Genomic DNA, 22,527 nt, shown 5'->3' on the forward strand with positions numbered 1-22,527 from the left:
TTGATCAAGAGCATGAGTATCGTCGCCAGCACATCGACAGATAAGATCATCGTCGACAAGTCGCGCAGTCATCGAAACAAGGCCGTTTCGAAGACTGTGCGGGCGACGCGCGAGCGGCTGCAGACCGGCTCCTCCGCACCGACAGGCTTCGAGCGGGAAATGCTTCTCCTGCATATCCATTCCGTCTTGCATGGGGCGATTGCCCTGCCGTTCCTCGTCGCACTGATCGCTGCCACCGGAGTCTACCTTTCTGGCGAGCCGGACATCCTCGCCTGGGCGTTGGCGACGCTCTCTGCCCATGCCGTGATCGTCTTCCTCGCCCGCAAGGCGAAGCGGGAGGACATCGGCGCCGACAAGGTCGCCGTCTGGCGCCGCCGCTTTCTGATCGGCCAGGTGTTGATGGGGCTTTGCTGGGCCATTTTCGCCACCCAGGACTGCGACGCCTGCGGCGATATCCGCTTTGGCTTCTTCGAAGGGACGGTCCTCCTGGTTGCGCTCGCGGCCACGGCCATGGGCACCTTCCTGTTGCGAAACGCCCTGCTCTACACATTTCTGCCGGTTGTTGCCGCGCTTGCCTTCTCGTCGGCGACCACCGGCGATCCTGTCCACATCGGCCTCACGGCAATCCTTTCGCTTTCGCTCGTCTTCCTCGTGTTCATGACCGGCCGCATGAACCGCGCCAACGTTCACATCCTTTCCGTCCAATCGGAAAAGGACGACCTCATCGCCGAGCTCGAAGTGGCAAAATCCATGTCCGACGAGGCCCGCCGGCGCGCCGAGGAAGCCAACCTCGCAAAATCCCGGTTCCTTGCCTCGATGTCGCACGAACTGCGCACGCCGCTGAATGCCATTCTCGGCTTTTCCGAGGTCATGTCGACCGAAGTGCTCGGGCCGCTCAGCAACCCGACCTATAAGGAATATACGTCGGATATCCACCGTTCCGGCGAGCATCTGCTCAACCTCATCAACGAGATCCTCGATCTCTCGCGTATCGAGGCCGGCAAGTACGATCTCAACGAGGAGGCGGTCAACCTTATAGAGATCGCAGAGGATTGCATCGGCATGGTGCAGCTTCGCGCCCGTTCGAAGAACATCACCATCGGTGAGCAGTTCGAACAGGGCATGCCCGCCGTCTGGGTCGACGAGAAGGCGATACGCCAGGTGACGCTTAACCTGCTTTCGAATGCGGTCAAGTTCACGCCCTCGGGCGGCGAGGTCACCGTCAAGGTGGGCTGGACCGCTGGCGGCGGACAATATCTGTCGATCAAGGACAATGGCCCCGGCATTCCCGAGGAGGAAATCCCGATCGTGCTTTCCGCCTTCGGTCAAGGCTCTATCGCGATCAAGAGCGCCGAACAGGGCACCGGGCTCGGCCTGCCGATCGTCCAGGCGATCCTCGCCAAGCACAATGGCCAGTTCATCCTGCGTTCGAAGCTTCGCGAAGGCACGGAAGCCATCGCGATCCTGCCGCCTCGTCGTGTGCTCGAGAGCGTTCCGCCGGTCGAGGATGTCCGGGCGCTGGAACCGCGCCGCAAGAGTTTCGCCTGATCGGGAACACACGCTGCGCGCAGGTCAGTTCATGAACCCGGCCAGAACCACCACGTAAAGGGCATAAGCCGCATTGGCGAGGATGAGGCAGAGGCAAGCGAAGGATCCGAGATCCTTGGCGTTCTTGCCCATTTCCGAGATTTCCGGAGACACGCGATCGACGATCTCCTCGATCGCCGTGTTGATTGCCTCGAAAGCCATCATCAGCAGGAACAGGATCGCCATCGCGACATATTGAAACAGCGTCGCGCCGGCGATGAAGAAGGCCACCATGGCGATGGCAAAGGCGATGAGCTCGTGCCTGAACGCCGCCTCCCCGATCAGCCGCCTTGCCCCGCCGAGCGAATAGCTGGCGGCGGCAAAGAGGTGCCGGATGCCGGTATGCTTGTCGACAGCTCCGGAGCGGCCGTTGCGCGGGGTAGTGTTGTTGGCGTCCATTTTATCTCGACAGGCTCAAAACTGCGGAACGTACGATATCGCGATTGAGGCGAATAAAAGGCCGCCCGGATTTTAGACCTGCAACCATCGCTCGTCGCGTGCCTCTGGATAGGAGAGCCGGCAGTTCGTATCAAGCCCACCGCCACAGAGCTTTCGGAGCCCGACAGCCTATCGACAGCAACCGTCGCATGTGGGCGCGCGGCGCGCAAGGCTGCCGCACGGAACCGTCAAGCGGACCGGAACGCGGTAGCCTCGCTATCTAAACGCGTGCGATTACTCTTTGTTGCTGACGCCGGCCTGAGCGAAGGTCGCCATGCCGCTGTGGCAGGCGGCCGCCGCCTTGACGATGCCCGCGGCGAGCGCGGCACCCGTGCCTTCGCCAAGCCGCATTCCGAGCGCGAGAAGCGGCGTCTTGCCGAGCTTGTCGATCGCGCGCATATGTCCCGGCTCTCCGGAAACATGGCCGATCAGGCAGTGGTCGAGCGCCGACGGATTGGCGGCCTTGAGGATCGCCGCCGCCGCCGTCGCGACGTAACCGTCGACGATCACAGGAACCTTCTGCATGCGCGCGGCGAGGATGGCACCGGCCATCGCCGCGATTTCCCGGCCGCCGAGCCGGCGCATCAGTTCGAGCGGATCGGAGAGGTGATCGCGATGGAGCGCCACCGCCTTCTCTACCGCAGCGATCTTGCGTTTCAGCACCTCGCCCTCCGAACCCGTTCCCGGCCCGACCCACTCTTCCGCCGTGCCGCCGTAAAGGCCGAGGTTGATCGCGGCCGCGATCGTCGTGTTGCCGATGCCCATCTCACCGATGCAGAGAAGATCCGTTCCGCCTGCTATCGCCTCCATGCCAAAGGCCATGGTCGCCGCGCAATCGCGCTCGGAAAGGGCAGCCTCCTCGGTGATGTCGCCGGTCGGATAGTCGAGCGCAAGGTCGAACACTTTCAGGCCGAGATCCTGGCTGACGCAGATCTGGTTGATCGCCGCGCCGCCGGCAGCGAAATTCTCTACCATCTGTTGCGTCACCGAGGGCGGAAAGGGCGTCACGCCCTGGCGTGTTACGCCATGGTTGCCGGCAAAGATCGCCACCAGCGGCCGAGTGACCGCAGGCGGGCGCCCGGTCCAGGCGGCAAGCCAGAAGGCGATTTCCTCGAGGCGGCCGAGCGCACCGGGTGGCTTCGTCAATTGCGCATCCCGTTCACGCGCCGCCACGAGCGCCGCCGAATCCGGACCTGGCAGGTTTCGCAACAATTCGCGGAAATCATCGAACGGAAGGCCGCTGGCACTCATGGAGAATCCTTGCAAGTAAAAAGCGTCGGTTGGCGCACGTCATAGAGCGTGGGGCCGCTCCCGGCAACGGCATTTGCGCCAAATGCTGTCGCCGGAGCATGATCGGGAGAAGCGCGATGATTCGGGCGGGAGGGGGAATGGCATCTATCGGCGATCTTTGGGACGACGTGGCGCGTGCGGTCGCCTTCCTTAGCCGCATTCCCGTGCCGCAACGCCATTTTGTGAACCATGACGGGCGCCTAGATCGTGCCGTGCGCGCCTTTCCCCTTGCCGGTGTATTGATCGCCCTGCCCGCAGCGGCGCTCGCGGGGCTCCTCGTTGCGCTTCAGGTGGGTTCGCTCTTCACCGCTTTCCTTGTCGTTGCCGTGCAAGCGCTCGTCACCGGAGCCCTGCACGAGGATGGCCTCGGCGATACCGCCGACGGCTTCGGCGGCGGACGTGACCGCGAAAGCGCCCTCGCGATCATGAAGGACAGCCGCGTTGGCACCTATGGTGCCTTGGCTCTGATCCTGTCAGTCGGCCTGCGTGTCTCGGCCCTCGCGTCTTTCCTGCCACTCTTCACGCCGATGGGTACCGGGCTCACGCTTCTCGGCGTGGCGGCGCTCACCCGGGCGGCCATGGTCTGGCACTGGTCTCGCCTGCCGGGTGCGCGCCCCGACGGTGTGGCCGCATCGGCGGGTACGCCCGATCCGCAAGCAACCTCCATCGCGCTCGGCTCCGCCGTTCTTTTCGCGCTGCTCCTGTTCTATGCGGCCGGCGTTCCTGCTGTCGCCGTGCTGCTCGCGCTTGCCGGCTTCGCGCTGACCGTAAAGGCCTTTGGAAAGATGGCATCGCGCAAGCTCGGCGGCCATACCGGCGATACGATCGGTGCGACGCAGCAACTGACGGAAATTGCCATTCTCGGCGCCCTTGCGCTGACGATCTGAAAGGCCAATATTATTTCGAAATCCGAAGTGAAACGGGATACTGGCCGGGGAACCACTTCCGGCGAAAAACGGAGTAAGCCCCGACCGTGGAATCCCCCTGTATTCTCGTTTGTTCGATCGACGAAAGAACCGGCTACTGTTTCGGCTGCGGCCGCACGCGTGAAGAGATAGGTGCCTGGACGCTTTACACTGATGCGGAGCGGCACAGCATCATGGTGGCCCTGCCCGCGCGGCTCGACACGGTGGAGCGCAAGCCGCGACGGGAAACGCGCCGATCGCGCATGGCGCGGGAACGAAACGGCGCATGAATCGTCTGATATTTTTGCTGGCAATCCTCGGCGTCGGCCTCGCGCTTCTGATGTTCAATCACGAGAGCGGCGAAACCTTCGGCATCAACAACGATGATTTCGGGAGGCTTGTCGCGCTCGGCGCCATCGCCGCACTCCTGAGCGCCGCCATTCTGCGCAGCCGCGGGCGCCTCGGTGAGGGTTTGCGCCAGATCTTCATCTGGTTCCTGATCGCGCTCGCGTTGATCGCCGTCTATGTCTATCGTTTCGAACTGCAATCCGTCGGCGACCGGCTGCTGGCGGCCGTGATGCCGGGACGCGCGATGGTGATCACCGACAGCGAGGGCCAACAGGAGGTGGTGCTGCACCGCCGGCTTGACGGCCATTTCGCCGCGGACGCGACGATCAACGGCCATAGCGTCAGCATGCTGGTCGATACCGGCGCAAGCAGCGTCGCGCTCACCTTTGAAGACGCCGAGAGGATCGGCCTCGATCCGGCGAACCTCAGCTACACCGTAACGGTGATTACGGCGAACGGTCGTGCGCTTGCCGCCCCGGTCACCTTGTCGGACATTGCCATCGGCCCGATCGAGCGCCGCAACATCCGGGCAATGGTCGCGGCGGAAGGAAAGCTCGACCGAAGCCTTCTCGGTATGAGCTTCATTTCGACTCTAGACTTCCTTCAGATGCGCACGGACCAACTCCGGCTACGCGACTAATCCTGTGAAATCGGATGGACCGGCCCGCAAAACCGCTGCACGCTTCTCGTCACCTTGTTCTTTGAAGCTGCGCAATTCCGGACGGAAAACCGTTTCACACTTTTCCTGGAATTGCTTTAGTTTCGAAGCCTGTAGCCGGTGTGGAAAATCCACGTCAGCACCGACATGCAGACCGTCAGGAAGACGAGGATGATGACGGCGCTCGCGACCGGATTGACGTCGGAAATCTCGAAGAAACTCCAGCGGAAGCCGCTGATCAGATAAAGTACCGGGTTGAAATGACTGACGGTCCGCCAGAACGGCGGCAGCATGTCGATCGAATAGAAACTGCCGCCAAGAAAGACAAGCGGCGGCACGACCAGCATCGGGATCAGGTTCAACTGCTCGAAATCCTTGGCCCAGATGCCGATGATGAAGCCGAACAGGCTGAAGGTTATCGCTGTCAGCACGAAGAAAAACAGCATTACGAAGGGATGGGCGATCGAAAGATCCACGAACAGCGAGGCTGTCACGAGGATGATCGTGCCGATCATCAGCCCCTTGGTCGCCGCCGCGCCGACATAACCGAGCACGATCTCCATCATCGATATGGGCGAGGACAACACCTCGTAGACCGTGCCGGTGAACTTCGGGAAATAAATGCCGAAGGAACCGTTGGCGATGCACTGGGTCAGAAGCGTCAACATCATCAGGCCGGGCGTGATGAAGGCGCCGTAGGAGACGCCGTTGATCTCCTGGATGCGTGCTCCGATCGCCGCACCGAAGACGATGAAGTAGAGCGACGTGGATATGACGGGCGACACGACGCTCTGCAGAAGCGTGCGGCGGGTCCGCGCCATCTCGAAGAAATAGATCGATTTGACCGCCTCGATATTCACCGCCCCGCCTCCACGATCTCGACGAAAATGTCCTCCAGCGAACTCTGTCGCGTGGAAATGTCCTTGAGCCTGATTCCTGCTTCCGCGAGCGCGGCAAGCAGCGCTGTGATACCGGTCCGCCCGGCGCTCGTATCATAATCAAAGATCAGACACTGGCCGTCGCCCTCGAGCGTGAGGTCGTAGGAGGACAAGATTTCGGGCACGCGGTCCAGCGGCTGGGCGAGATCGACGCGCAGTTGCTTGCGGCCGAGTTTCGTCATCAGCGCCGCCTTCTCCTCCACCAGCAGGATCTCCCCGCCGTTGATCACAGCGATCCGGTCGGCGATTTCCTCGGCCTCCTCGATGTAATGCGTCGTCAGGATGATCGTCACGCCGGAAGCGCGAAGCTCCCTCACCACGTCCCACATGCTCTTGCGCAGAGTGACGTCCACGCCGGCCGTCGGCTCGTCCAGGAAGAGTACGCGCGGCTCATGCGACAGCGCCTTGGCGATCAGTACGCGCCGCTTCATGCCGCCGGAAAGCTCGCGCAGCATGTTATCCTTCTTGTCCCAGAGCGACAGGTCCTTCAGCACTTTCTCGATGTGCGCAGGATCCGGCTTCTTGCCATGCAGCCCGCGCGAGAAGGAGACGGTATTCCAAACCGTCTCGAAGGCGTCGGTCGTGAGTTCCTGCGGAACCAGGCCGATCATTGCCCGGGTCTGGCGGAAATCGCGCACGACGTCATGCCCACCGACGGTGACCTCACCTCCGCTCGCATTGACGATGCCGCAAATGATCGAAATCATCGTCGTCTTGCCGGCCCCATTCGGCCCGAGCAAAGCGAGGATCTCGCCTTGCTCGATATCGAGGCTGACGCCTTTCAGCGCCGTGAACCCCGACGCATAGGTCTTCGAGAGATTGGAAACGGAAACGATGGGCGCCATGCAAACGGGTCCGGGAACGATGCGGGATTAGGCAGGATGCCGCTCTATATGGGCCAATTCGCGCGGAATTGCAGCCCATGCCGGTCAAAATTCCCCGCGACACACCGTAAACAAGTCGCGTTCGGGGAACCGGCACTTCTAAATAGGAGCGACGTATGCTGAAACTGGCCGACGTTACGCAGCCCGCCCCGCATCGCGCGGCGATTTCTGCAGCCAGGAGCGCGCCACCTCCAGACGATCATGCACCGTCATTCCGGCAAGCATTGCGGCAACGAACAGAAAGGTCGCGGGGAGACCAAGGGAAAGCGAGGCGAGCGCGGGACCGGGGCAAAGCCCCACCATGCCCCAGCCGATGCCAAAAATCGCCGACCCCGTAATCAGGCGGCGGTCGATGACAGGCGCCGTCGGTCGGTGAAAGCGCTCGTCGAACAACGGTTTCCGCATCCGGCGGGCAACCACAACGCCGATGGCAGCGACCGCAACGGCGCCGCCGAGCACGAAGGCGAGGCTCGGATTCCAGTCCCGCGCAATGTCTAGAAAACCGCGAACACGCGCAGGATCGAGCATGCCGGAGAGCGAGAGGCCGAAGCCGAAGATCACGCCCGAAACGAGCGCCGCGACGACGCGAACATAGTTGCCGTTCGTCATGCGAAAAATCCCATCACATAGACCGTCAGAATCGCCGTAGACATGAAGGTCGCGACTGCCACCATCGAGCGCTTTGAAAGCCGAGCCAATCCAACGACGCCGTGGCCGCTCGTGCACCCGGATCCCATGCGAGAACCGAAGCCGACCAGTAAGCCGCCGATTACAAGGATTGGCCACGAAGCCGTCAGCGTCACCTCCGGCCATTGCCCGGACAAGAAGCGGAACAGCACCGGGCCGAAGGCCAAACCGACGACAAAGGCGCCTCCGGTTAGCGGCTGCACGCCCTGCAAGAGCCGGCCAGCGATCCCGCTGATGCCTGCTACCCGGCCCGTGGCGAGCATCAGCATCGCCGCGGAAAGGCCGATCAGCATGCCGCCAGCAAGCGCACTCCAGTAATGGGTCATCGTTTCTCTCCATCGCGGCAGAAGATCTCGTAGAGCGCCAGCACCAGCCGCGAGGCTTTCTCCTCTGTGAGACGATAGAAAATCTGCTTGGCGTCCCGCCGCGTTGCGACGATGCCCGCCTCGCGCAGCACCGTCAGTTGCTGTGACAGGGTCGGCTGATGGATGCCGAGCATCTCCTCCAACTGGCCGACAGAATGCTCTCCCTCGACAAGGGCGCAAACGATCATCAGTCGGTTCTGGTTGGCAAGCGTCTTGAGCAGCGTCGCCGCCTCGCCCGCCCGCACGCCCATGTCCGGGCGAACGTTACGAAATTTCATCACGGTTCCCATCGCCTTCTCCCGTCAGTTCCACGCTGCGCCCAGCAGCGCATTGAGGGGAAACTTCAGATAGCGCGCGCCGTTCGATTCCGGCTCCGGCAGCCGGCCGCCGCAAATATTGACCTGCAACGCGTGCAGGATCAGCTTCGGCATCGGCAGCGTCTTGTCGCGCGCCTCGCGCAGTTGAACGAAGTTGTCCTCCGTCAGCCCGACCAAATGCGTATTGCAGCGCTTTTCTTCACCAACCGTACTTTCCCAACGCGCCTCGCGGCCGTTCGGCCGGTAGTCGTGGCCGGTGAAAACGCGGGTTTCGTCTGGCAAGGCAAGGATCGAATTGATCGAGCGCCATAACTGGCGCGCATCGCCGCCCGGAAAGTCCGTCCGGGCAGTGCCGCTATCCGGCATGAACATCGTGTCGTGCACGAAGGCCGCGTCGCCGATGACATAGGTCACGGACGCCAGCGTATGGCCCGGTGAATGGATGACGGAGGCCCCGATGGAGCCGATGGAAAAACGTTCGCCGTCGACGAAGAGATGATCCCACTGCGAACCATCTGTCGCCAGTTCCGGCCAGTTGTAGATCTTCTTCCAGCGACACTGCACCTGCCGGACCTCTGCGCCAATCGCCGTCGGCGCGCCGGTCTTTCCTTTCAGATAGGCGGCTGCGGAAAGATGGTCCGCGTGCGGATGGGTGTCCAGGATCCATTCGACGATCAGGTCGTTATCGCGGATATAGTCGAGGATCAGGTCTGCCTGCTCGGTCGCCGTGGCCCCCGATTTTTCATCGAAATCGAGCACGGGATCGATGATAGCGCAACGCCTCGTCGCGGGATCCGAAACCACATATTGGATGCTTCCCGTCCGGCATTCGTAGAAGCCTTTGACGTCCGGTTTTGCTGTCAGGTTCACAGGCATGGTCGCCCCCATAAAGTCATACAATATATAATTAAGTATATTATATATTGTTAGCGCGAACAAGTGGAATGCCGCGGCGCCCGCATGCGCGTTCACAAAGCATTGAAAACGTGACGTTCGTTTCCGTCAGCCGTAAAGGCTGTAGAAGAATCGTATGGCGATGAGCACCATGAAAATGCCGAACCCCGCCTCGAGCTGTCGCCTGCCCATCGCGTGGGCAAGGCGCACCCCGAGGGGCGCGACGAGCAAGGTTATCGGGATGATCAGCGCCACGGCAATCCAGTTGATGAAGCCGGTCGAAAGCGGCGGAAGGCCCGGTGCGCCCCACCCCGCCCAGACATAACCGAAGAGACCCGGAATGGAGATCAGCACGCCAACGCCGGCGGAGGTGGCGACTGCCTGGTGAATTGGTCGGTTGTGCAACGTCATGAAAGTGTTGTTGAGCACGCCGCCGCCGATCCCCATAAGGCCGGAAAGAATGCCGATCGCGACTCCGACCAGCCATTTGATCGGGTTCTTCGGCAGGTCCGTGCCGATGTGCCAGGTCGCACGGTTGAAGATCATCCGGAAGGCCAAGGCGAGCGCGATCACTGCGAAGATCAGACGCAACGTCTCGCTGCCGACATGGGCTGCGATCACCGAGGCGAGGATCGCTCCGAGCGGCACCGCCACGATCCAATTGCGCAACAGGTCGACATCGACCACCCCGCGGCGGTAGTGCGCCAGGAACGAACGCAGCGAAGTCGGAACGATGATCGCCAGCGACGTGCCAACGGAAAGATGCATCCTGACCGCGTCGTCTACGCCGAGCAGGCCGAAAACCTGATAGAAGACCGGCACGAGGATTGCCCCGCCACCGATGCCGAAGAGGCCGGCGAGCACGCCGGCAACGACGCCGGCGGCCGCCAGCGCCAATGCAAACATCATCAATTCCGAGACAGGCGGCATGAAGAAACTCGATTTTGCTGGAATCCGGCAAAGACGAATCCGGATCAGGGCTGCGTGCCTATCACTGTCATGAAACGGTGACCCTTTTCAATCACCTTGACCCGGCATGGAGCGCCCTCGCTCTCCGTGATTTGCACTCCGGAGCTCCCCCTATTCTCCGGTGTTTGGCCGGCTTTCCCCGCCGGCCTCTTTTTTTCCCGCCATCCCGCATTTCCGGAAAAGTGCATAGCGGTTTCGCGTCCGGAATTGCGTAACTTCAAAGGTCAGTCGCAATGCCGATAGCCGGACTTGCGCGTTCTCAGGTCGAAGTGGAAGTGGTCCTTGTGGAACGGATCGCTGCCGGGGCCGAGCACAGTGTTGAAATACTTGCAGCTGTCGGAGCGCACGGCCTTCAGCAGGCCGCGTTCGCGGAAAGCGAAGAAGCCCTTCCTGCGAACATCGATCTCCTTGCCGTTCTTCAGGACGAACTTGCCGACATCGATGGCATTGCCGTGCGCATGTTCCGACATCGGATTGCCGCGGCGCGAATTCATAGTGCGGCAGGAATAGCCGCCGAGCGGCTTGATCGTCTTGACGCCGGACCAGTAGCGATATCGCGATGACGGAGCGAGCTCGTATTTGACCCACTTGGCGAAGGCTTCGGTTACCTGGCAATTGAGCTTTACCGCGGGTTTGACGGTGATGCCGCCGGAAAGGCCGCTAAGCTCGATCGGATAGTCGATGCCGCAGGACGGTCCGTTGCTGATGCGCGGGATATCGCGGAAGACGACGCCGAGCTTCTTCAGGCGCTGGCGGCAGGCGATTTCCGCGCGAGGCATCTCACCAGTGAACTCCGGCGCGGACATCGGATTGCGCACGCGCGGCAGGAAGGCGACCTGCTGCGGCTCCCGCGTGGGCCGGCCGGTCCGTTGCGGCTCGATGTAGCGCGGTCTTTTCGCCTCCTCATTGGAGATCTGCTGCGGCGTCAGCGGAGGCAGATCAGGATCGCAGCCGACGTTCGGCTCGGATGCGGGCGCCGGACCGGCGGATCCGCCGAGTTGACGCACGTTTTCCTCGCCGATGCCGGCAACCACCGGCTGACTGGCGTTGCCCTCGGCAATCTCATTGCTCTGCTCTTCGGCAAGCCCGACGACGGGCTCGACTCCAAGCATGGAGTCCATATTGATCCCTTCGGGGGGTACCGTCATTGGAGCGGCGCTTGCCATCTGTGTTTCGGCCGCCGGCATCGGTTCGCTGTCGATCATCGGTAGATCGCCGCCCGCCTGGGCACCAGGGTTGGCGGGCACGACGTTGCCGCTCGAAGCCGCCACCGGCTCATCCGACGGGTAAGCCGCCGCCATTTCCTGCCGCGGCCGCGCAGCGGAACGCACGGGCTCTATGGCGCTGACACGAGCGCCGCCGTCGATCCGGGCCGAAGGCGCGAGCACGTCGGTTGTGCAAGCAACGAGGGAAGCAGACAGCACCAGCGCGGTCAGCGGTCGATGGAGAAGAGAAACACACGCCATACTCACTGCCGCCTTCGTCCACGACAAAACTGAAGCCTTGTCGATGCGCCGCCGTTCCTACAGCGCCGCCCGTCCAGTCGGACGCACAAAGGCCGCTGTAGCACTTTGAATTGCTGCATGTTTTATCCTCGATCGGCCATGATCCAAGGAACCATGCAGAGCCAAACCGTGGCTGCCGCCTGTGTCGTCAACCGGGCGCACGGCTGAAAAAATCGGATTTCGGTCGGACTTTAGATAAACAGGGTAAACGAAGCCTTTCCGGCGCCATACCAGATCCGGCAATCAACCCCGCGCGTTGATATGACTAATGGCCCGCATCCATTCGAATGCGGGCCGTAGAATTCCACTTCGGCATCCTACAGGCCGTCAGCGGCATTCCCCGCGATGGACAATGCTGAACCCGCCAGATTCTGCCTCGCAAGCATTTGCGAAGGTGCGCATGCGGCCTGCGCGCCGGCCGCAGACGGGGGCAAACTCCATCGTGCAGACCTGTTGCACAGGGGGACGGCTACCGGGGCGGCATTCGCCAGGCGCGATGACGCGGAAGCCTTCTGCACGGGCGAGGCAGGCATTCGAAAACGTCTGTGTCCGTCGGCCACGCTGACCGCAAACCGGCGCGAATTCGCGGGTGCAGACTTGCGGCGGGCGATTAGCGGGACGGCATTGACCGCGATGCACCACCCGGAAGCCGTCGGCCCGCGCCTGGCAAGCATTCGGGAAGGTCATCAGGCGATTGCCGCGTTGACCGCATACCGGGTCGAATTCCATTGTGCAGATTGGCGTCGGGCGGCCGGGCCTCGGCCCAGGGCGCGGTTCGTCGACGACGACCGTGCAGGCCGAAAGGAAGCATATCGCCATGAGCATGACAGCGGACGGCCGCGAGATGAAAAGCTTGAGAAACGACACAGGCATACTCCTCCCGATCGAATCGTCGGATCGCTTCATTGTCTTATCGGAACAGCGAAACGGTCTAACGCTTTGAAACGACACAATTTCGGACGGAAACCGTTACACACGTTTCCCGGGATTTCTTCAGCCCCAAGCGACCGGCCAGCCACGGCCAATGCCACGTCATCTGACGCCGCCCGCGGCACTACGTCAAGTCCCGCGAGTTGGGCGCCGTCGCATACAACCGGCGATAGGATCATGGCGGCATAAAAAAGCCCGCGTCCGTTTGAACGCGGGCCAGTCTTTGCTACTGCATGTCTCCTTAAATCGACCTCGGTTTAAGGACAAAGACATGCAGCAATTCAAAGTGCTACAGCGACCTTTGCGCGTCTGATAAGACGCGCGGCGCTGTAGGAGTCTTCTTCTCCGTCAGGCCGCCCTGCCGTAAGCCGCGCGACGATTCCTTTCCTGCAGGCAGAACTTTTCAAGCAGCGCCTTCAGCTCGCGGCTCTCGTGTGCGAGCGTCTGGCTCGCGGCAGTAGTCTCCTCCACCATCGCGGCATTCTGCTGGGTCATCTGGTCCATGCTGTTGACGGCGGTGTTGACCTCCTGAAGGCCCGTCGCCTGTTCGCGCGCGGCCGTCGCGATCGAGGCCACCTGTTCGTTCACGCGATTGACCAGGGTTTCGATCTCCATCAGAGCGTCACCGGTAGAGCGCACCAGTTCGACACCGGCGCCGACTTCCTTGACCGAGGCGCCGATCAAATCCTTGATCTCCTTGGCCGCACCGGCCGAGCGCTGGGCAAGCTCGCGCACTTCCTGGGCGACGACCGCGAAGCCGCGTCCCGCCTCGCCTGCCCGCGCGGCCTCGACGCCGGCATTGAGCGCAAGCAGGTTGGTCTGGAAGGCGATTTCGTCGATCACGCCGATGATCTGGCTGATCCGGCTGGAGGACGCTTCGATCCGCCCCATGGCATCGATCGCATTGCGCACGATGCCGCCGGATTTCGCCGCGCTCGCCTTCGTCTCATTGACCATGTCGCGCGCCTCGTGGGCACGGTCGGAGGCGTGGCGAACGGTCGAGGTGATCTCGTCGAGCGCCGCCGCAGTCTCTTCGAGCGCCGCCGCCTGCTGCTCCGTCCGGCGGGACAGGTTGTGGGCGGCCTCCGAAATATCCCCGGCGCTGCCGTGGACGATCTCGGTCGACTGCGAGATGGCGCCGATGACATCGCGAAGTGCCGCAACCGCCGTATTAAAGTCCTGCTGCAGCTTGGCATATTCGGGAGCGATCTCATCGACTTCGGCCGTCAGGTCGCCGCTCGCCAGCCGTTCCAGCGCCGCGCCGATCGTGTCCATCGCGTCCGCCTGCGCCTCGGCGGTCGCACGCTGGCGCTCCTCGTTGCCGCGCCGCTCCGCGTTCAGCCTGTGCTGCTGCTCCTCCTCGCGCGAGCGCAATTCAAGCCGCTCCCCGACCGAGTCGCGAAGCACGACCAGCACTTTGGCCATCTGGCCGATTTCGTCACCGCGATCGGTTTCCGGCACGTCGGAGGAAAGATCCTCGTCGGCAATCGCGCGCATCGAGATTTTCAACTTCTCGACGGGCCGCACGACGCTACGTACGATGGCCAGCGCCGCCGTCAGGATTGCCAGCGCCGCTGCGGCGAGAATGCCGGCCATCTGCCAGGCGCGCTCACGGAACATAGCAGCGAGATCGTCGGCATAGACGCCGGTGCCGACTACCCAGCCCCAGGGCTCGAAGCCGGCGACATGGGAATATTTCAACACCGGCTCGTCTGCCCCGGGCTTCGGCCAGTAGTAGTCGACGAAGCCCTTGCCCTGCGCCTGCACCGTCTTGACGAATTCGACGAAGAGATGCTTGCCGTTCGGGTCCTTGTTGGCGGTCAGGTCCGTGCCGTCGAGTTCCGGCTTGATCGGGTGCATGACCATCGTCGGGTGCATGTCGTTGACCCAGAAATAACCGCTGTCCTGATAGCGCATTGCCTTGACGGCTTCGAGCGCACGCTTCTGCGCCTCCTCGCGCGAAAGCGTTCCGGCCGTCTCCTGTTTGTAATAGGCCTCGAACACCGTCACGGCGTTCTCGTTCATCGCCGCAAGCATCGCCTTACGCTCCGCGACCAGCTTGTCCTGCGCCTGAACCAGACTAAATGTCAGTGCGGCCGCCATTGTCAGCAGCGCAAACCCCACCAGCGCGTAGAGACGCGCCGAAATCCGAAATTTTCTCATCCCCAGCCTCCACTTTGAGGCTGCAGGATAGGCGCAGGTCTTTGCAAAGCCCCTAACAACGGATCACTAATTTTCGCGGTACTCACCTAACGGTTTAAGAACCGCCGAATGCCTCCCCAGGTCTCTCGCTCCACACGGAATTGTCGGCAGGCACTCTTTCCTTGTCGACCGACCATGCGGTAGATCTTGTTCGCCAACAGGGAGACGGGCTGATGACCGAAGCGACCAAGCCGAATGGCGAGCTTACCTTGCGCACCCTCGCCATGCCCGGTGACGCCAATGCCGCCGGCGATATCTTCGGTGGCTGGGTTATGGCCCAGATGGACCTTTCCTGCGGCATCCGCGCCGCTGAACGCGCCAGGGGTCGCGTGGTGACGGCCGCCGTCAAGGAAATGGCCTTCGCCCTGCCGGTGAAGATCGGCGACACGCTTTGCATCTACACCGATATCGTCAAGGTCGGGCGTACATCGATGACGTTGAAGGTAGAGGCCTGGGCGCAGCGTTACCTCTCGCATGTCATGGACAAGGTCACGGACGCCATCTTCGTGATGGTGGCGCTCGATTCAACCGGCAAGCCGACGCCGGTACCGGAAGAATAGCCGGGCAGATGGAAGCGCCCGCGCCAGATCCAGCGATCTTCTCCCATATCCGCATCGTCATGGGCATGATCATCAGCCTGAGCCTGGCGCGGCTCTTGAGCGGTGTCGCACTTTTCGTCCAGCATCCCGGCAAGACCAAGGTCTACTGGATCCATCTTGGCTGGGTGCTGTTCATGTTCGTATTCCTGCTGCACTTCTGGTGGTGGGAATATTACCTGCACGCGCTCGCAGTGATCGATTTCAGCGTCTATCTCTTTGTCATTCTCTACGCCTGCATCTACTTTTTCCTCTGTGTGCTGCTCTTTCCGACTTCGCTGGACGAATATGCCGGCTACGAGGAATATTTCCTGTCGCGGCGCGCGTGGTTCTTCGGCTTCCTCGCGGTCGCCTTTGCCGTCGACCTCCTCGATACGGCACTCAAGGGCAAAGCCCATTTCGAAAGCTACGGCCTCGAATATCCGCTGCGCAACGCGACCTACATCATCCTGTGCGTCGTCGCCGCCTGGACGCCGAACAGGAGTTTTCACGCGATCTTCCTCGTCGGTGGTCTGGTCTACCAGCTGATCTGGATCTTTCGCGCCTTCGACCTGCTTAGCTGATCGAGCCGAACATGACGCCCCGCAACGAGCCCTCCAATAGCCGTCTGCTTTCGCCAACGTAGGCGCTCTTGCCCCTCACCCTGGCCCTCTCCCCGCTCGCGGGGAGAGGGGAATCTGGAGCGAGCCGCTTGTCCCTTCTCCCCGCCTGCGGGGAGAAGGTGCCGGCAGGCGGATGAGGGGCATTACTCACCCCTTGAAAATGAACGAGGCGCCAGCGGCGATCAGCGCGAAGCCGACGACGTGGTGCCAGCCGATCGATTCCTTCAGCCAGAAAACGGAGAAGATGACGAAGATGGTAAGCGTGATCACCTCCTGCATCGTCTTCAACTGCGCCGCCGAATAGACCGAGTGGCCAATGCGGTTGGCTGGCACCGCCAGCCAGTACTCGAAGAAGGCAATGCCCCAGCTCGCGACGATGACGATATAGAGCGGTGACGACGTGAACTTCAGGTGACCATACCAGGCAAAGGTCATGAAGACGTTGGAGACAAGCAGAAGCAGCACCGGCCAGACATAGGCGGGATTGATGGCGAACGGCATGGAGACCTCGGGAGAGCGCGAATCGTTTTCCCGAAGATGAGCCGATCGAGATCACCACCGCAAGCGCCCTTGCCGTGCTGAAACCGCGCTTTCCAGGATCTCCTCAGGCAAAACCCTTCCCGACCGATCTGGCCACTGGCAACCCTTGCATGCGGCATCGAGTGCCGAGCCAATCCAGGTTGCGCGAAACGCCGGTTTCGTTTCCCTTTTGTACTCGTTCCCCCTTCACATTCGGGCTGACTCTGTCCATATTCCGGCCATGGCCCAAAATCCGAAGAACTCCCCGAAGAAATCGTCAACACCGAGCGGTTTCGAAGAAGCCCCACAGGCGCCGCTTTCCGGCACGCCGCTGTCCGGCAATGTCTCCGATTGGGTGAAGCAACTCGAGGCGGAAGCGGAAGCAAGCACCTTCGAAAGCCAGCGGGAGATCGCCTCCAAGGCGGGCAAGCATCGCAAGAAGGTGGAAATTGCTGCTTCGAAATCCGCGGCCAAGGAAAAGTCGGCCGACGCAGCGCGCGGCGGCAAGGGCAAGCCGGAGATCGTCGGCGGCAAGACCGCCCGCGGCACGTCGATGGGCGGCAGCCATGATCCGAAGACGCGCGCCGCCGCGGGGCTCAATCCGGTGGCCGGCCTCGATGTCGCACTGGAGGATGCCGACAAGCTGACGGCCGGTTCCGGCGTCACCGCCACCGTGGAGGCGCTCGCCAAGCTGATCGAGAGCGGCAACCCGCTGTTCAAGGACGGCAAGCTCTGGACGCCGCACCGCCCTGCCCGGCCCGAGAAATCGGAAGGCGGCATTTCGCTGAACATGGTGACCGACTATCAGCCCTCCGGCGACCAGCCGACGGCGATCGCCGATCTGGTCGAAGGTCTCGGTTCCGGCGAGCGCAACCAGGTTCTGCTTGGCGTCACCGGCTCGGGAAAAACCTTCACCATGGCCAAGGTGATCGAGGCGACGCAGCGTCCGGCCGTCATCCTGGCTCCGAACAAGACGCTCGCCGCCCAGCTCTATTCCGAATTCAAGAACTTCTTCCCGGACAACGCGGTCGAGTATTTCGTCTCCTACTACGACTACTACCAGCCGGAAGCCTATGTGCCGCGCTCGGACACCTATATCGAGAAGGAATCCTCGATCAACGAACAGATCGACCGCATGCGCCACTCGGCGACGCGCTCGCTCCTCGAACGTGACGATGTGGTCATCGTCGCCTCGGTCTCCTGCATCTACGGTATCGGCTCGGTCGAAACCTATACGGCGATGACCTTCCAGATGAATGTCGGCGATCGGCTCGACCAGCGGCAATTGCTGGCCGACCTCGTGGCGCAGCAGTACAAGCGCCGCGACATGGATTTCCAGCGCGGCTCGTTCCGCGTGCGCGGCGACACCATCGAGATCTTCCCCGCCCACCTGGAGGATGCCGCCTGGCGCATCTCGATGTTCGGCGACGAGATCGACTCCATCACCGAGTTCGATCCGCTGACCGGCCAGAAGACCGGCGACCTGAAGTCCGTGAAGATCTACGCCAACTCGCACTATGTGACGCCGCGACCGACGCTGAACGCCGCCATCAAGGCAATCAAGGACGAGCTGACCTTCCGCCTGGCCGAACTGGAGCACGCCGGCCGCCTGCTGGAAGCGCAGCGGCTGGAGCAGCGCACCCGTTATGACCTCGAAATGCTGGAAGCCACCGGCTCCTGCCAGGGCATCGAGAACTATTCGCGTTACTTGACCGGCCGCAAGCCGGGCGAGCCGCCGCCGACGCTGTTCGAATATATTCCCGACAACGCGCTGATCTTCATCGACGAGAGCCACGTCACCATCCCGCAGATCGGTGGCATGTATCGCGGCGACTTCCGCCGCAAGGCGACGCTGGCCGAATACGGCTTCCGCCTGCCCTCCTGCATGGACAACCGGCCGCTGCGTTTCGAGGAATGGGACGCGATGCGCCCGGACACCATCGCCGTCTCCGCGACGCCCGGCGGCTGGGAGATGGAACAGTCCGGCGGTGTCTTTGCCGAACAGGTGATCCGCCCGACCGGCCTCATCGACCCGCCGGTCGAAGTGCGCTCGGCGAAGACCCAGGTCGACGACGTGCTCGGAGAAATCCGCGAGACGGCTGCCGCCGGCTATCGCACGCTCGTCACCGTGCTCACCAAGCGCATGGCCGAGGATCTCACCGAATACCTGCACGAGCAGGGCGTGCGGGTGCGCTACATGCACTCCGACATCGACACGCTGGAACGCATCGAGATCATCCGCGACCTCCGCCTCGGCGCCTTCGACGTGCTGGTCGGCATCAACCTGTTGCGCGAGGGCCTCGACATTCCCGAATGCGGCTTCGTCGCCATCCTAGACGCCGACAAGGAAGGGTTCCTGCGCTCGGAAACATCGCTGATCCAGACGATCGGCCGCGCCGCCCGCAACGTCGACGGCAAGGTCATCCTCTATGCCGACACCATCACCGGCTCCATGCAGCGCGCTATGGAGGAAACCGCCCGCCGCCGCGAGAAGCAGATGGCCTACAACCTCGAAAACGGCATCACGCCGGAATCGGTGAAGGCGAAGATCTCCGACATCCTCGATTCGGTCTACGAGCGCGACCACGTCCGCGCCGACATTTCCGGTGTCTCCGGCAAGGGGTTTGCCGACGGCGGCCACCTCGTCGGCAACAATCTGCAGGCGCATCTCAACGCGCTCGAAAAACAGATGCGCGACGCCGCCGCCGACCTCGACTTCGAAACCGCCGCACGACTGCGCGACGAGATCAAGCGCCTCAAGGCCGCCGAACTCGCCGCGCTGGACGATCCGCTGGCACGGGAAGAGGCGCGGAGTGCCGAAGGCGCGACAGGGAAACGAAAAGAAGAGGCGCGGAGTGCGGAGGTTCGCAAGGGTGCAGGCGGCTCAACGGGGGCTCCGTCATCCTCGGGTTCGACCCGAGGATCCACCGCGGCGGATTCCAAATCGCTCTTCCAGAAACCCTCGCTCGACGACATGGGGCCAGGCACCGACACCGAACGCCCGCTTTTCCGCAAGCCGGACCTCGACGAAATGGGCCGCGACGTGGCCGTCCCTACAGGCAAGGGCCAATCGCTGTTCCGCAAGAACACCCTCGACGAGATGACCGTCGGCCGAACGGAAAAGCCGGTGACAGGAAAGGTGCCCGAGAAGCCGCTGATCCGGGCGAAGCCAGGCGCCGGCTCCTATGAGGATCCGGCGGAGGAGAAGCGACGCAAGGGGCGGACGAAGGGCAAGACTGGGCGGCCGGGGCGGTAGCCGCCCGTGCACCGGGGTATCAGAAACCGACACAGCAGGACTGCCTCAGGTTGATGAGCGAGCTAATCCGAGTAGCCTTACCCTGCGGTTGGAAGAAATAATTCCGCAAAGCGTTGGTGGTCATGGCGAGCTAAAACCGCCGAGAATCGTCACTACTGTAGAACGATTTCCGCACATCAAACGCCCACCGATGATTCATCTTCAACGGTCATTTGGCAAAGTTGCTTCCCCGGTCGCCGCCCTGCCAAAACCCCTTATTTTTTATGGAACTTTCCTCCCTATTGCGGATTTGGTCATTGCCTCATTTAAGGCAATACTAAATTAGGGAGAAAAAAGACATGAAAACCCTACATGTACTTCTTACGGGCACCGGCCTGGCTCTTATGTCGGTCGGATTTTTTGCGTCGACAACGGTTCCCGCGCGCGCCCAGGGCGCCGAGCGGCCGATACTCACGGCTGATCAGTGTAGTCCGCTTACAGAGGGCAATTATCAGCTTTGCTGCATGGCGCGGAACCGCAACATGATCCTCACCGCAGAGCAAATCGAGCAATGTCCGCCCTTGTCTACAGCTGCGATCACGAGTGCCAACCCCTTCGGAACGACCGATAATACCTTCCCCAGCGGCGGTGCCTTCGGCGGCGGCGGCTCGAGTGGTGGCGGTGGTGCCAGCGGCGGCGGTAGCGGCGGTGGTGGTGCCGGCGGTAGCGTCGGTGGTGGTGCCGGTGGCGGCGGTGGTGTCGGCGTCGGCGGCGATGGTGGTGGTGGTAGTACCGGCGGCGATAGTGGCGGTAGTGCCGGCGGCGATACAGGTGGCGTCAGCGAGGACGGCGACCACGGCGCCGGCGGCGATGTTGGCAGTGCGTCCGCTTCAGCCGATGTATCCGCGACGGCCGGCGACTGATGACCACGCGCAGTCTCTCCGGGCCATTGCGGCCGGCGCGACTTTCGTCCTGACGATGGCGTAGCCGAGTGGACCAAGCCTCGGGATTGAGAAATCCGAGGAAGAGGTCAATAGCGTTCGTTGTGCTGCCGCAGCCGGCGCCAGTTCGCCTGGCGGACAAGGGTTGCTACCGGGCGTGGTTCGTGGCTCGTCGTTGGCCGCAGGACAATGGTCGCCGCAAACTCGCCCTGGCGGCCTTCGCCCAGCCAGCGGAATTGGCGTCGCGCGGCAGGAACAGTGCAGTGCCTGAATTCACCTCGGCCGTGCAGAGCGGATGATTCCTACCGTCGCATGATAGCGCCCTACTCCGCCGCGCGCGGCTTCGCCTCCAACGCCTCCAGCTCATACGAATACCCCTCCAGCATCGTATAGGCCTGCTCGATCGCCTCGATCTGCGATTCGGCGTTCTTGATCGCCTCGGCGATCGACTGGCTGCGCGCGCGCAGCATCGAGCCGAGCACGTCGGTTTCCGGCCGCCGGCCGAGGCGGTCGAGGTGTTTGCGGACGCGCGAGCGGTGGCGTTCGAGCTCGAGGATGTGGAAGCGGTTCTTGACGATGTCGTCGGAGAGTTTTCGGCGCATCGCCGCGACCGGATCGAAGGTGCCGGGCTCGCGCTCGTCGAGGATGAAGTCGTTGACCAGCGCTTCGAGCATCATCAGGCCCTTGAGGTCCCGGGGATCCGCGAGCTGCGGATCGTAGCCGGTGTCGTCATAGACCTTGCGGCGCACTGGATCCTTGAGCAGGTCATAGGCGGCCTGCAGCTTACCGAACTGCTCGGCATCGCCGCCGCGGTCCGGATGCGCGGTCTTTACGGCCTTTCGATAGGCAGTCCGGATCGCCCGCTCGTCGGCGTCGCGCTCAATTCCGAGGAGGACATAGGGATCGATCACGCCGGGCACCTGTTGTTCATCAATTGCAATGTTCCTCTCCGGCCAGACCTACCGGTTCGCCGCGTCGGCAGCAAGCCCGTGATGGTTGCATCCGGGCTCGCTACGCTCAGCCGAGCGTCGGGACGAAAATGTGGTCAGAAAGAGGCAATCCACGACATTTCGGGATCTGTGTGCCGCCGAGCGAAGCCGCGCAAGAGGCCGGGGCCAAGGCATTGCGCCCGGCTTTGCGGCATCCGGAAACTTCGCTTGCCTTTTTCTGCAAATACTGCCACTTCTAGCATTGTTCGGGCGTTTTCAATCCCGGAGACTGGACTTTCGTTTGAGCCCGGCCATTCCGCCGGGACTGCCGCAAGCGGCATCGTTGACGTCTTTTCCCCGATATCGTGACCACTCGACGCCTTTCAGTGCCGATAGCGCTGAAGACGACCCGTTCGCATCCCTCCGGGGGCGCGGACAACCAACTAAGACTGAAGGAAAAGGACTTCTTCCATGACCACCAAGGGCACCGTAAAATTCTTCAACCAGGACAAGGGTTTTGGTTTCATCACGCCGGAAGGCGGCGCGAAGGACGTTTTCGTCCACATTTCCGCCGTTCAGGCCGCTGGCCTCGCAACGCTGAAGGACGGCCAGCAGGTCTCCTTCGACACCGAGCCGGACCGCATGGGCAAAGGCCCGAAGGCCGTCAACCTCCAGGCTCTCTAAGCCGGACCTTTCGGTTGGATTTGAAGAACGGCGCTTCGCAAGAGGCGCCGTTTTTTTGTTGGGTAGCGTTCGGCAAAGCCCCTCATCCGGCCTGCCGGCCACCT

23 protein-coding genes are annotated in these 22,527 nt (G+C 62.3%); 9 read left to right on the forward strand and 14 right to left on the reverse strand.

The genetic code is table 11. The features are described from left to right. The first annotated feature begins 12 nt into the window (after positions 1–12). Positions 13–1,548 carry a HAMP domain-containing sensor histidine kinase gene (locus QN222_RS01505; protein WP_284005167.1) on the forward strand — a complete coding sequence of 512 codons (1,536 nt, stop codon included), beginning with the start codon at positions 13–15 and terminating at the stop codon, positions 1,546–1,548. 24 nt (positions 1,549–1,572) lie between these two features. Here the strand turns inward: QN222_RS01505 and QN222_RS01510 are convergent, their stop codons facing one another. Both QN222_RS01510 and cobT read right to left on the reverse strand, forming a co-directional pair. Further along, entirely contained in the window at positions 1,573–1,986 is a 414-nt protein-coding gene (locus QN222_RS01510; RefSeq protein ID WP_283966043.1) for a diacylglycerol kinase, read from the reverse strand. A 273-nt stretch (positions 1,987–2,259) separates the two neighbouring features. Further along, entirely contained in the window at positions 2,260–3,276 is a 1,017-nt protein-coding gene (cobT, locus tag QN222_RS01515; RefSeq protein WP_284005168.1) for a nicotinate-nucleotide--dimethylbenzimidazole phosphoribosyltransferase, read from the reverse strand. 137 nt (positions 3,277–3,413) lie between these two features. Here cobT and QN222_RS01520 point away from each other — a divergent pair, with 137 nt between their 5' ends. From QN222_RS01520 to QN222_RS01530, 3 genes are all read left to right on the forward strand, one after another. Further along, positions 3,414–4,202: an adenosylcobinamide-GDP ribazoletransferase gene (locus tag QN222_RS01520; RefSeq protein WP_283965776.1), complete on the forward strand. Its 789-nt coding sequence runs from the start codon at positions 3,414–3,416 to the stop codon at positions 4,200–4,202. 86 nt (positions 4,203–4,288) lie between these two features. Next, the gene (locus QN222_RS01525; RefSeq protein WP_136505644.1) at positions 4,289–4,510 is read left to right on the forward strand and encodes a DUF1289 domain-containing protein; all 222 of its coding nucleotides are present in this window, start codon (positions 4,289–4,291) and stop codon (positions 4,508–4,510) included. Beyond that, positions 4,507–5,208, forward strand: a complete 702-nt coding sequence (locus QN222_RS01530; protein ID WP_283965777.1) for a TIGR02281 family clan AA aspartic protease — start codon at positions 4,507–4,509, stop codon at positions 5,206–5,208. Before QN222_RS01525 ends, QN222_RS01530 begins: the two co-directional genes overlap by 4 nt. Positions 5,209–5,324: 116 nt before the next feature. On the opposite strand, the gene QN222_RS01535 is transcribed toward QN222_RS01530, so the two are convergent. The 10 genes from QN222_RS01535 to QN222_RS01580 all read right to left on the reverse strand — a co-directional run bounded on the left by QN222_RS01535 (position 5,325) and on the right by QN222_RS01580 (position 14,878). Next, positions 5,325–6,086 (reverse strand): ABC transporter permease, encoded by a 762-nt coding sequence (locus QN222_RS01535; protein WP_283965778.1) that lies wholly within the window; start codon positions 6,084–6,086, stop codon positions 5,325–5,327. Beyond that, a complete protein-coding gene (locus tag QN222_RS01540; RefSeq protein ID WP_283965779.1) occupies positions 6,083–7,009 on the reverse strand; it encodes an ABC transporter ATP-binding protein in 927 nt (308 codons plus the stop codon). Before QN222_RS01540 ends, QN222_RS01535 begins: the two co-directional genes overlap by 4 nt. Positions 7,010–7,183: 174 nt before the next feature. Further along, on the reverse strand, positions 7,184–7,657 hold the full coding sequence (locus QN222_RS01545; protein ID WP_283965780.1) for a YeeE/YedE family protein: 474 nt from the start codon (positions 7,655–7,657) through the stop codon (positions 7,184–7,186). Next, the gene (locus QN222_RS01550; RefSeq protein WP_283965781.1) at positions 7,654–8,061 is read right to left on the reverse strand and encodes a YeeE/YedE family protein; all 408 of its coding nucleotides are present in this window, start codon (positions 8,059–8,061) and stop codon (positions 7,654–7,656) included. Before QN222_RS01550 ends, QN222_RS01545 begins: the two co-directional genes overlap by 4 nt. Next, positions 8,058–8,390, reverse strand: a complete 333-nt coding sequence (gene bigR, locus QN222_RS01555; RefSeq protein ID WP_283965782.1) for a sulfite-sensing transcriptional repressor BigR — start codon at positions 8,388–8,390, stop codon at positions 8,058–8,060. The genes QN222_RS01550 and bigR overlap by 4 nt, the downstream gene beginning before the upstream one ends. Positions 8,391–8,402: 12 nt before the next feature. Further along, positions 8,403–9,293, reverse strand: coding sequence for an MBL fold metallo-hydrolase (locus QN222_RS01560; RefSeq protein ID WP_283965783.1), 891 nt, complete (start codon positions 9,291–9,293; stop codon positions 8,403–8,405). Between the two features lie 126 nt (positions 9,294–9,419). After that, complete coding sequence (locus tag QN222_RS01565) at positions 9,420–10,241, reverse strand: sulfite exporter TauE/SafE family protein (RefSeq protein WP_284005172.1); 822 nt, start codon at positions 10,239–10,241, stop codon at positions 9,420–9,422. A gap of 263 nt (positions 10,242–10,504) precedes the next feature. Next, complete coding sequence (locus QN222_RS01570) at positions 10,505–11,746, reverse strand: extensin family protein (RefSeq protein WP_284005175.1); 1,242 nt, start codon at positions 11,744–11,746, stop codon at positions 10,505–10,507. Between the two features lie 366 nt (positions 11,747–12,112). Further along, positions 12,113–12,652, reverse strand: coding sequence for a Kazal-type serine protease inhibitor domain-containing protein (locus QN222_RS01575; RefSeq protein ID WP_283965831.1), 540 nt, complete (start codon positions 12,650–12,652; stop codon positions 12,113–12,115). A 411-nt stretch (positions 12,653–13,063) separates the two neighbouring features. Further along, positions 13,064–14,878: a methyl-accepting chemotaxis protein gene (locus tag QN222_RS01580; protein WP_283965830.1), complete on the reverse strand. Its 1,815-nt coding sequence runs from the start codon at positions 14,876–14,878 to the stop codon at positions 13,064–13,066. Between the two features lie 212 nt (positions 14,879–15,090). Between QN222_RS01580 and QN222_RS01585 the strand changes: the two genes are divergently transcribed. Further along, positions 15,091–15,477 (forward strand): acyl-CoA thioesterase, encoded by a 387-nt coding sequence (locus tag QN222_RS01585; protein ID WP_283965829.1) that lies wholly within the window; start codon positions 15,091–15,093, stop codon positions 15,475–15,477. Between the two features lie 8 nt (positions 15,478–15,485). Continuing rightward, a complete protein-coding gene (locus QN222_RS01590) occupies positions 15,486–16,076 on the forward strand; it encodes a hypothetical protein (RefSeq protein WP_283965828.1) in 591 nt (196 codons plus the stop codon). Between the two features lie 186 nt (positions 16,077–16,262). On the opposite strand, the gene QN222_RS01595 is transcribed toward QN222_RS01590, so the two are convergent. After that, on the reverse strand, positions 16,263–16,616 hold the full coding sequence (locus QN222_RS01595) for a DMT family protein (RefSeq protein ID WP_153441040.1): 354 nt from the start codon (positions 16,614–16,616) through the stop codon (positions 16,263–16,265). A gap of 259 nt (positions 16,617–16,875) precedes the next feature. On the opposite strand from QN222_RS01595, the gene uvrB reads away from it, so the two are divergent. Both uvrB and QN222_RS01605 read left to right on the forward strand, forming a co-directional pair. Beyond that, on the forward strand, positions 16,876–19,890 hold the full coding sequence (gene uvrB / locus QN222_RS01600) for an excinuclease ABC subunit UvrB (protein ID WP_284005176.1): 3,015 nt from the start codon (positions 16,876–16,878) through the stop codon (positions 19,888–19,890). 338 nt (positions 19,891–20,228) lie between these two features. Further along, positions 20,229–20,792, forward strand: coding sequence for a hypothetical protein (locus tag QN222_RS01605; RefSeq protein WP_283965666.1), 564 nt, complete (start codon positions 20,229–20,231; stop codon positions 20,790–20,792). A 341-nt stretch (positions 20,793–21,133) separates the two neighbouring features. Here QN222_RS01605 and QN222_RS01610 read toward each other — a convergent pair whose 3' ends face one another. Next, complete coding sequence (locus QN222_RS01610) at positions 21,134–21,751, reverse strand: J domain-containing protein (protein ID WP_283965669.1); 618 nt, start codon at positions 21,749–21,751, stop codon at positions 21,134–21,136. A gap of 459 nt (positions 21,752–22,210) precedes the next feature. Between QN222_RS01610 and QN222_RS01615 the strand changes: the two genes are divergently transcribed. Further along, positions 22,211–22,423, forward strand: coding sequence for a cold-shock protein (locus tag QN222_RS01615; protein WP_283965665.1), 213 nt, complete (start codon positions 22,211–22,213; stop codon positions 22,421–22,423). The last annotated feature ends 104 nt before the right edge of the window (positions 22,424–22,527 follow it).

The organism is Sinorhizobium sp. 6-70, assembly GCF_030124375.1.
Classification (GTDB): Bacteria; Pseudomonadota; Alphaproteobacteria; order Rhizobiales; family Rhizobiaceae; genus Sinorhizobium.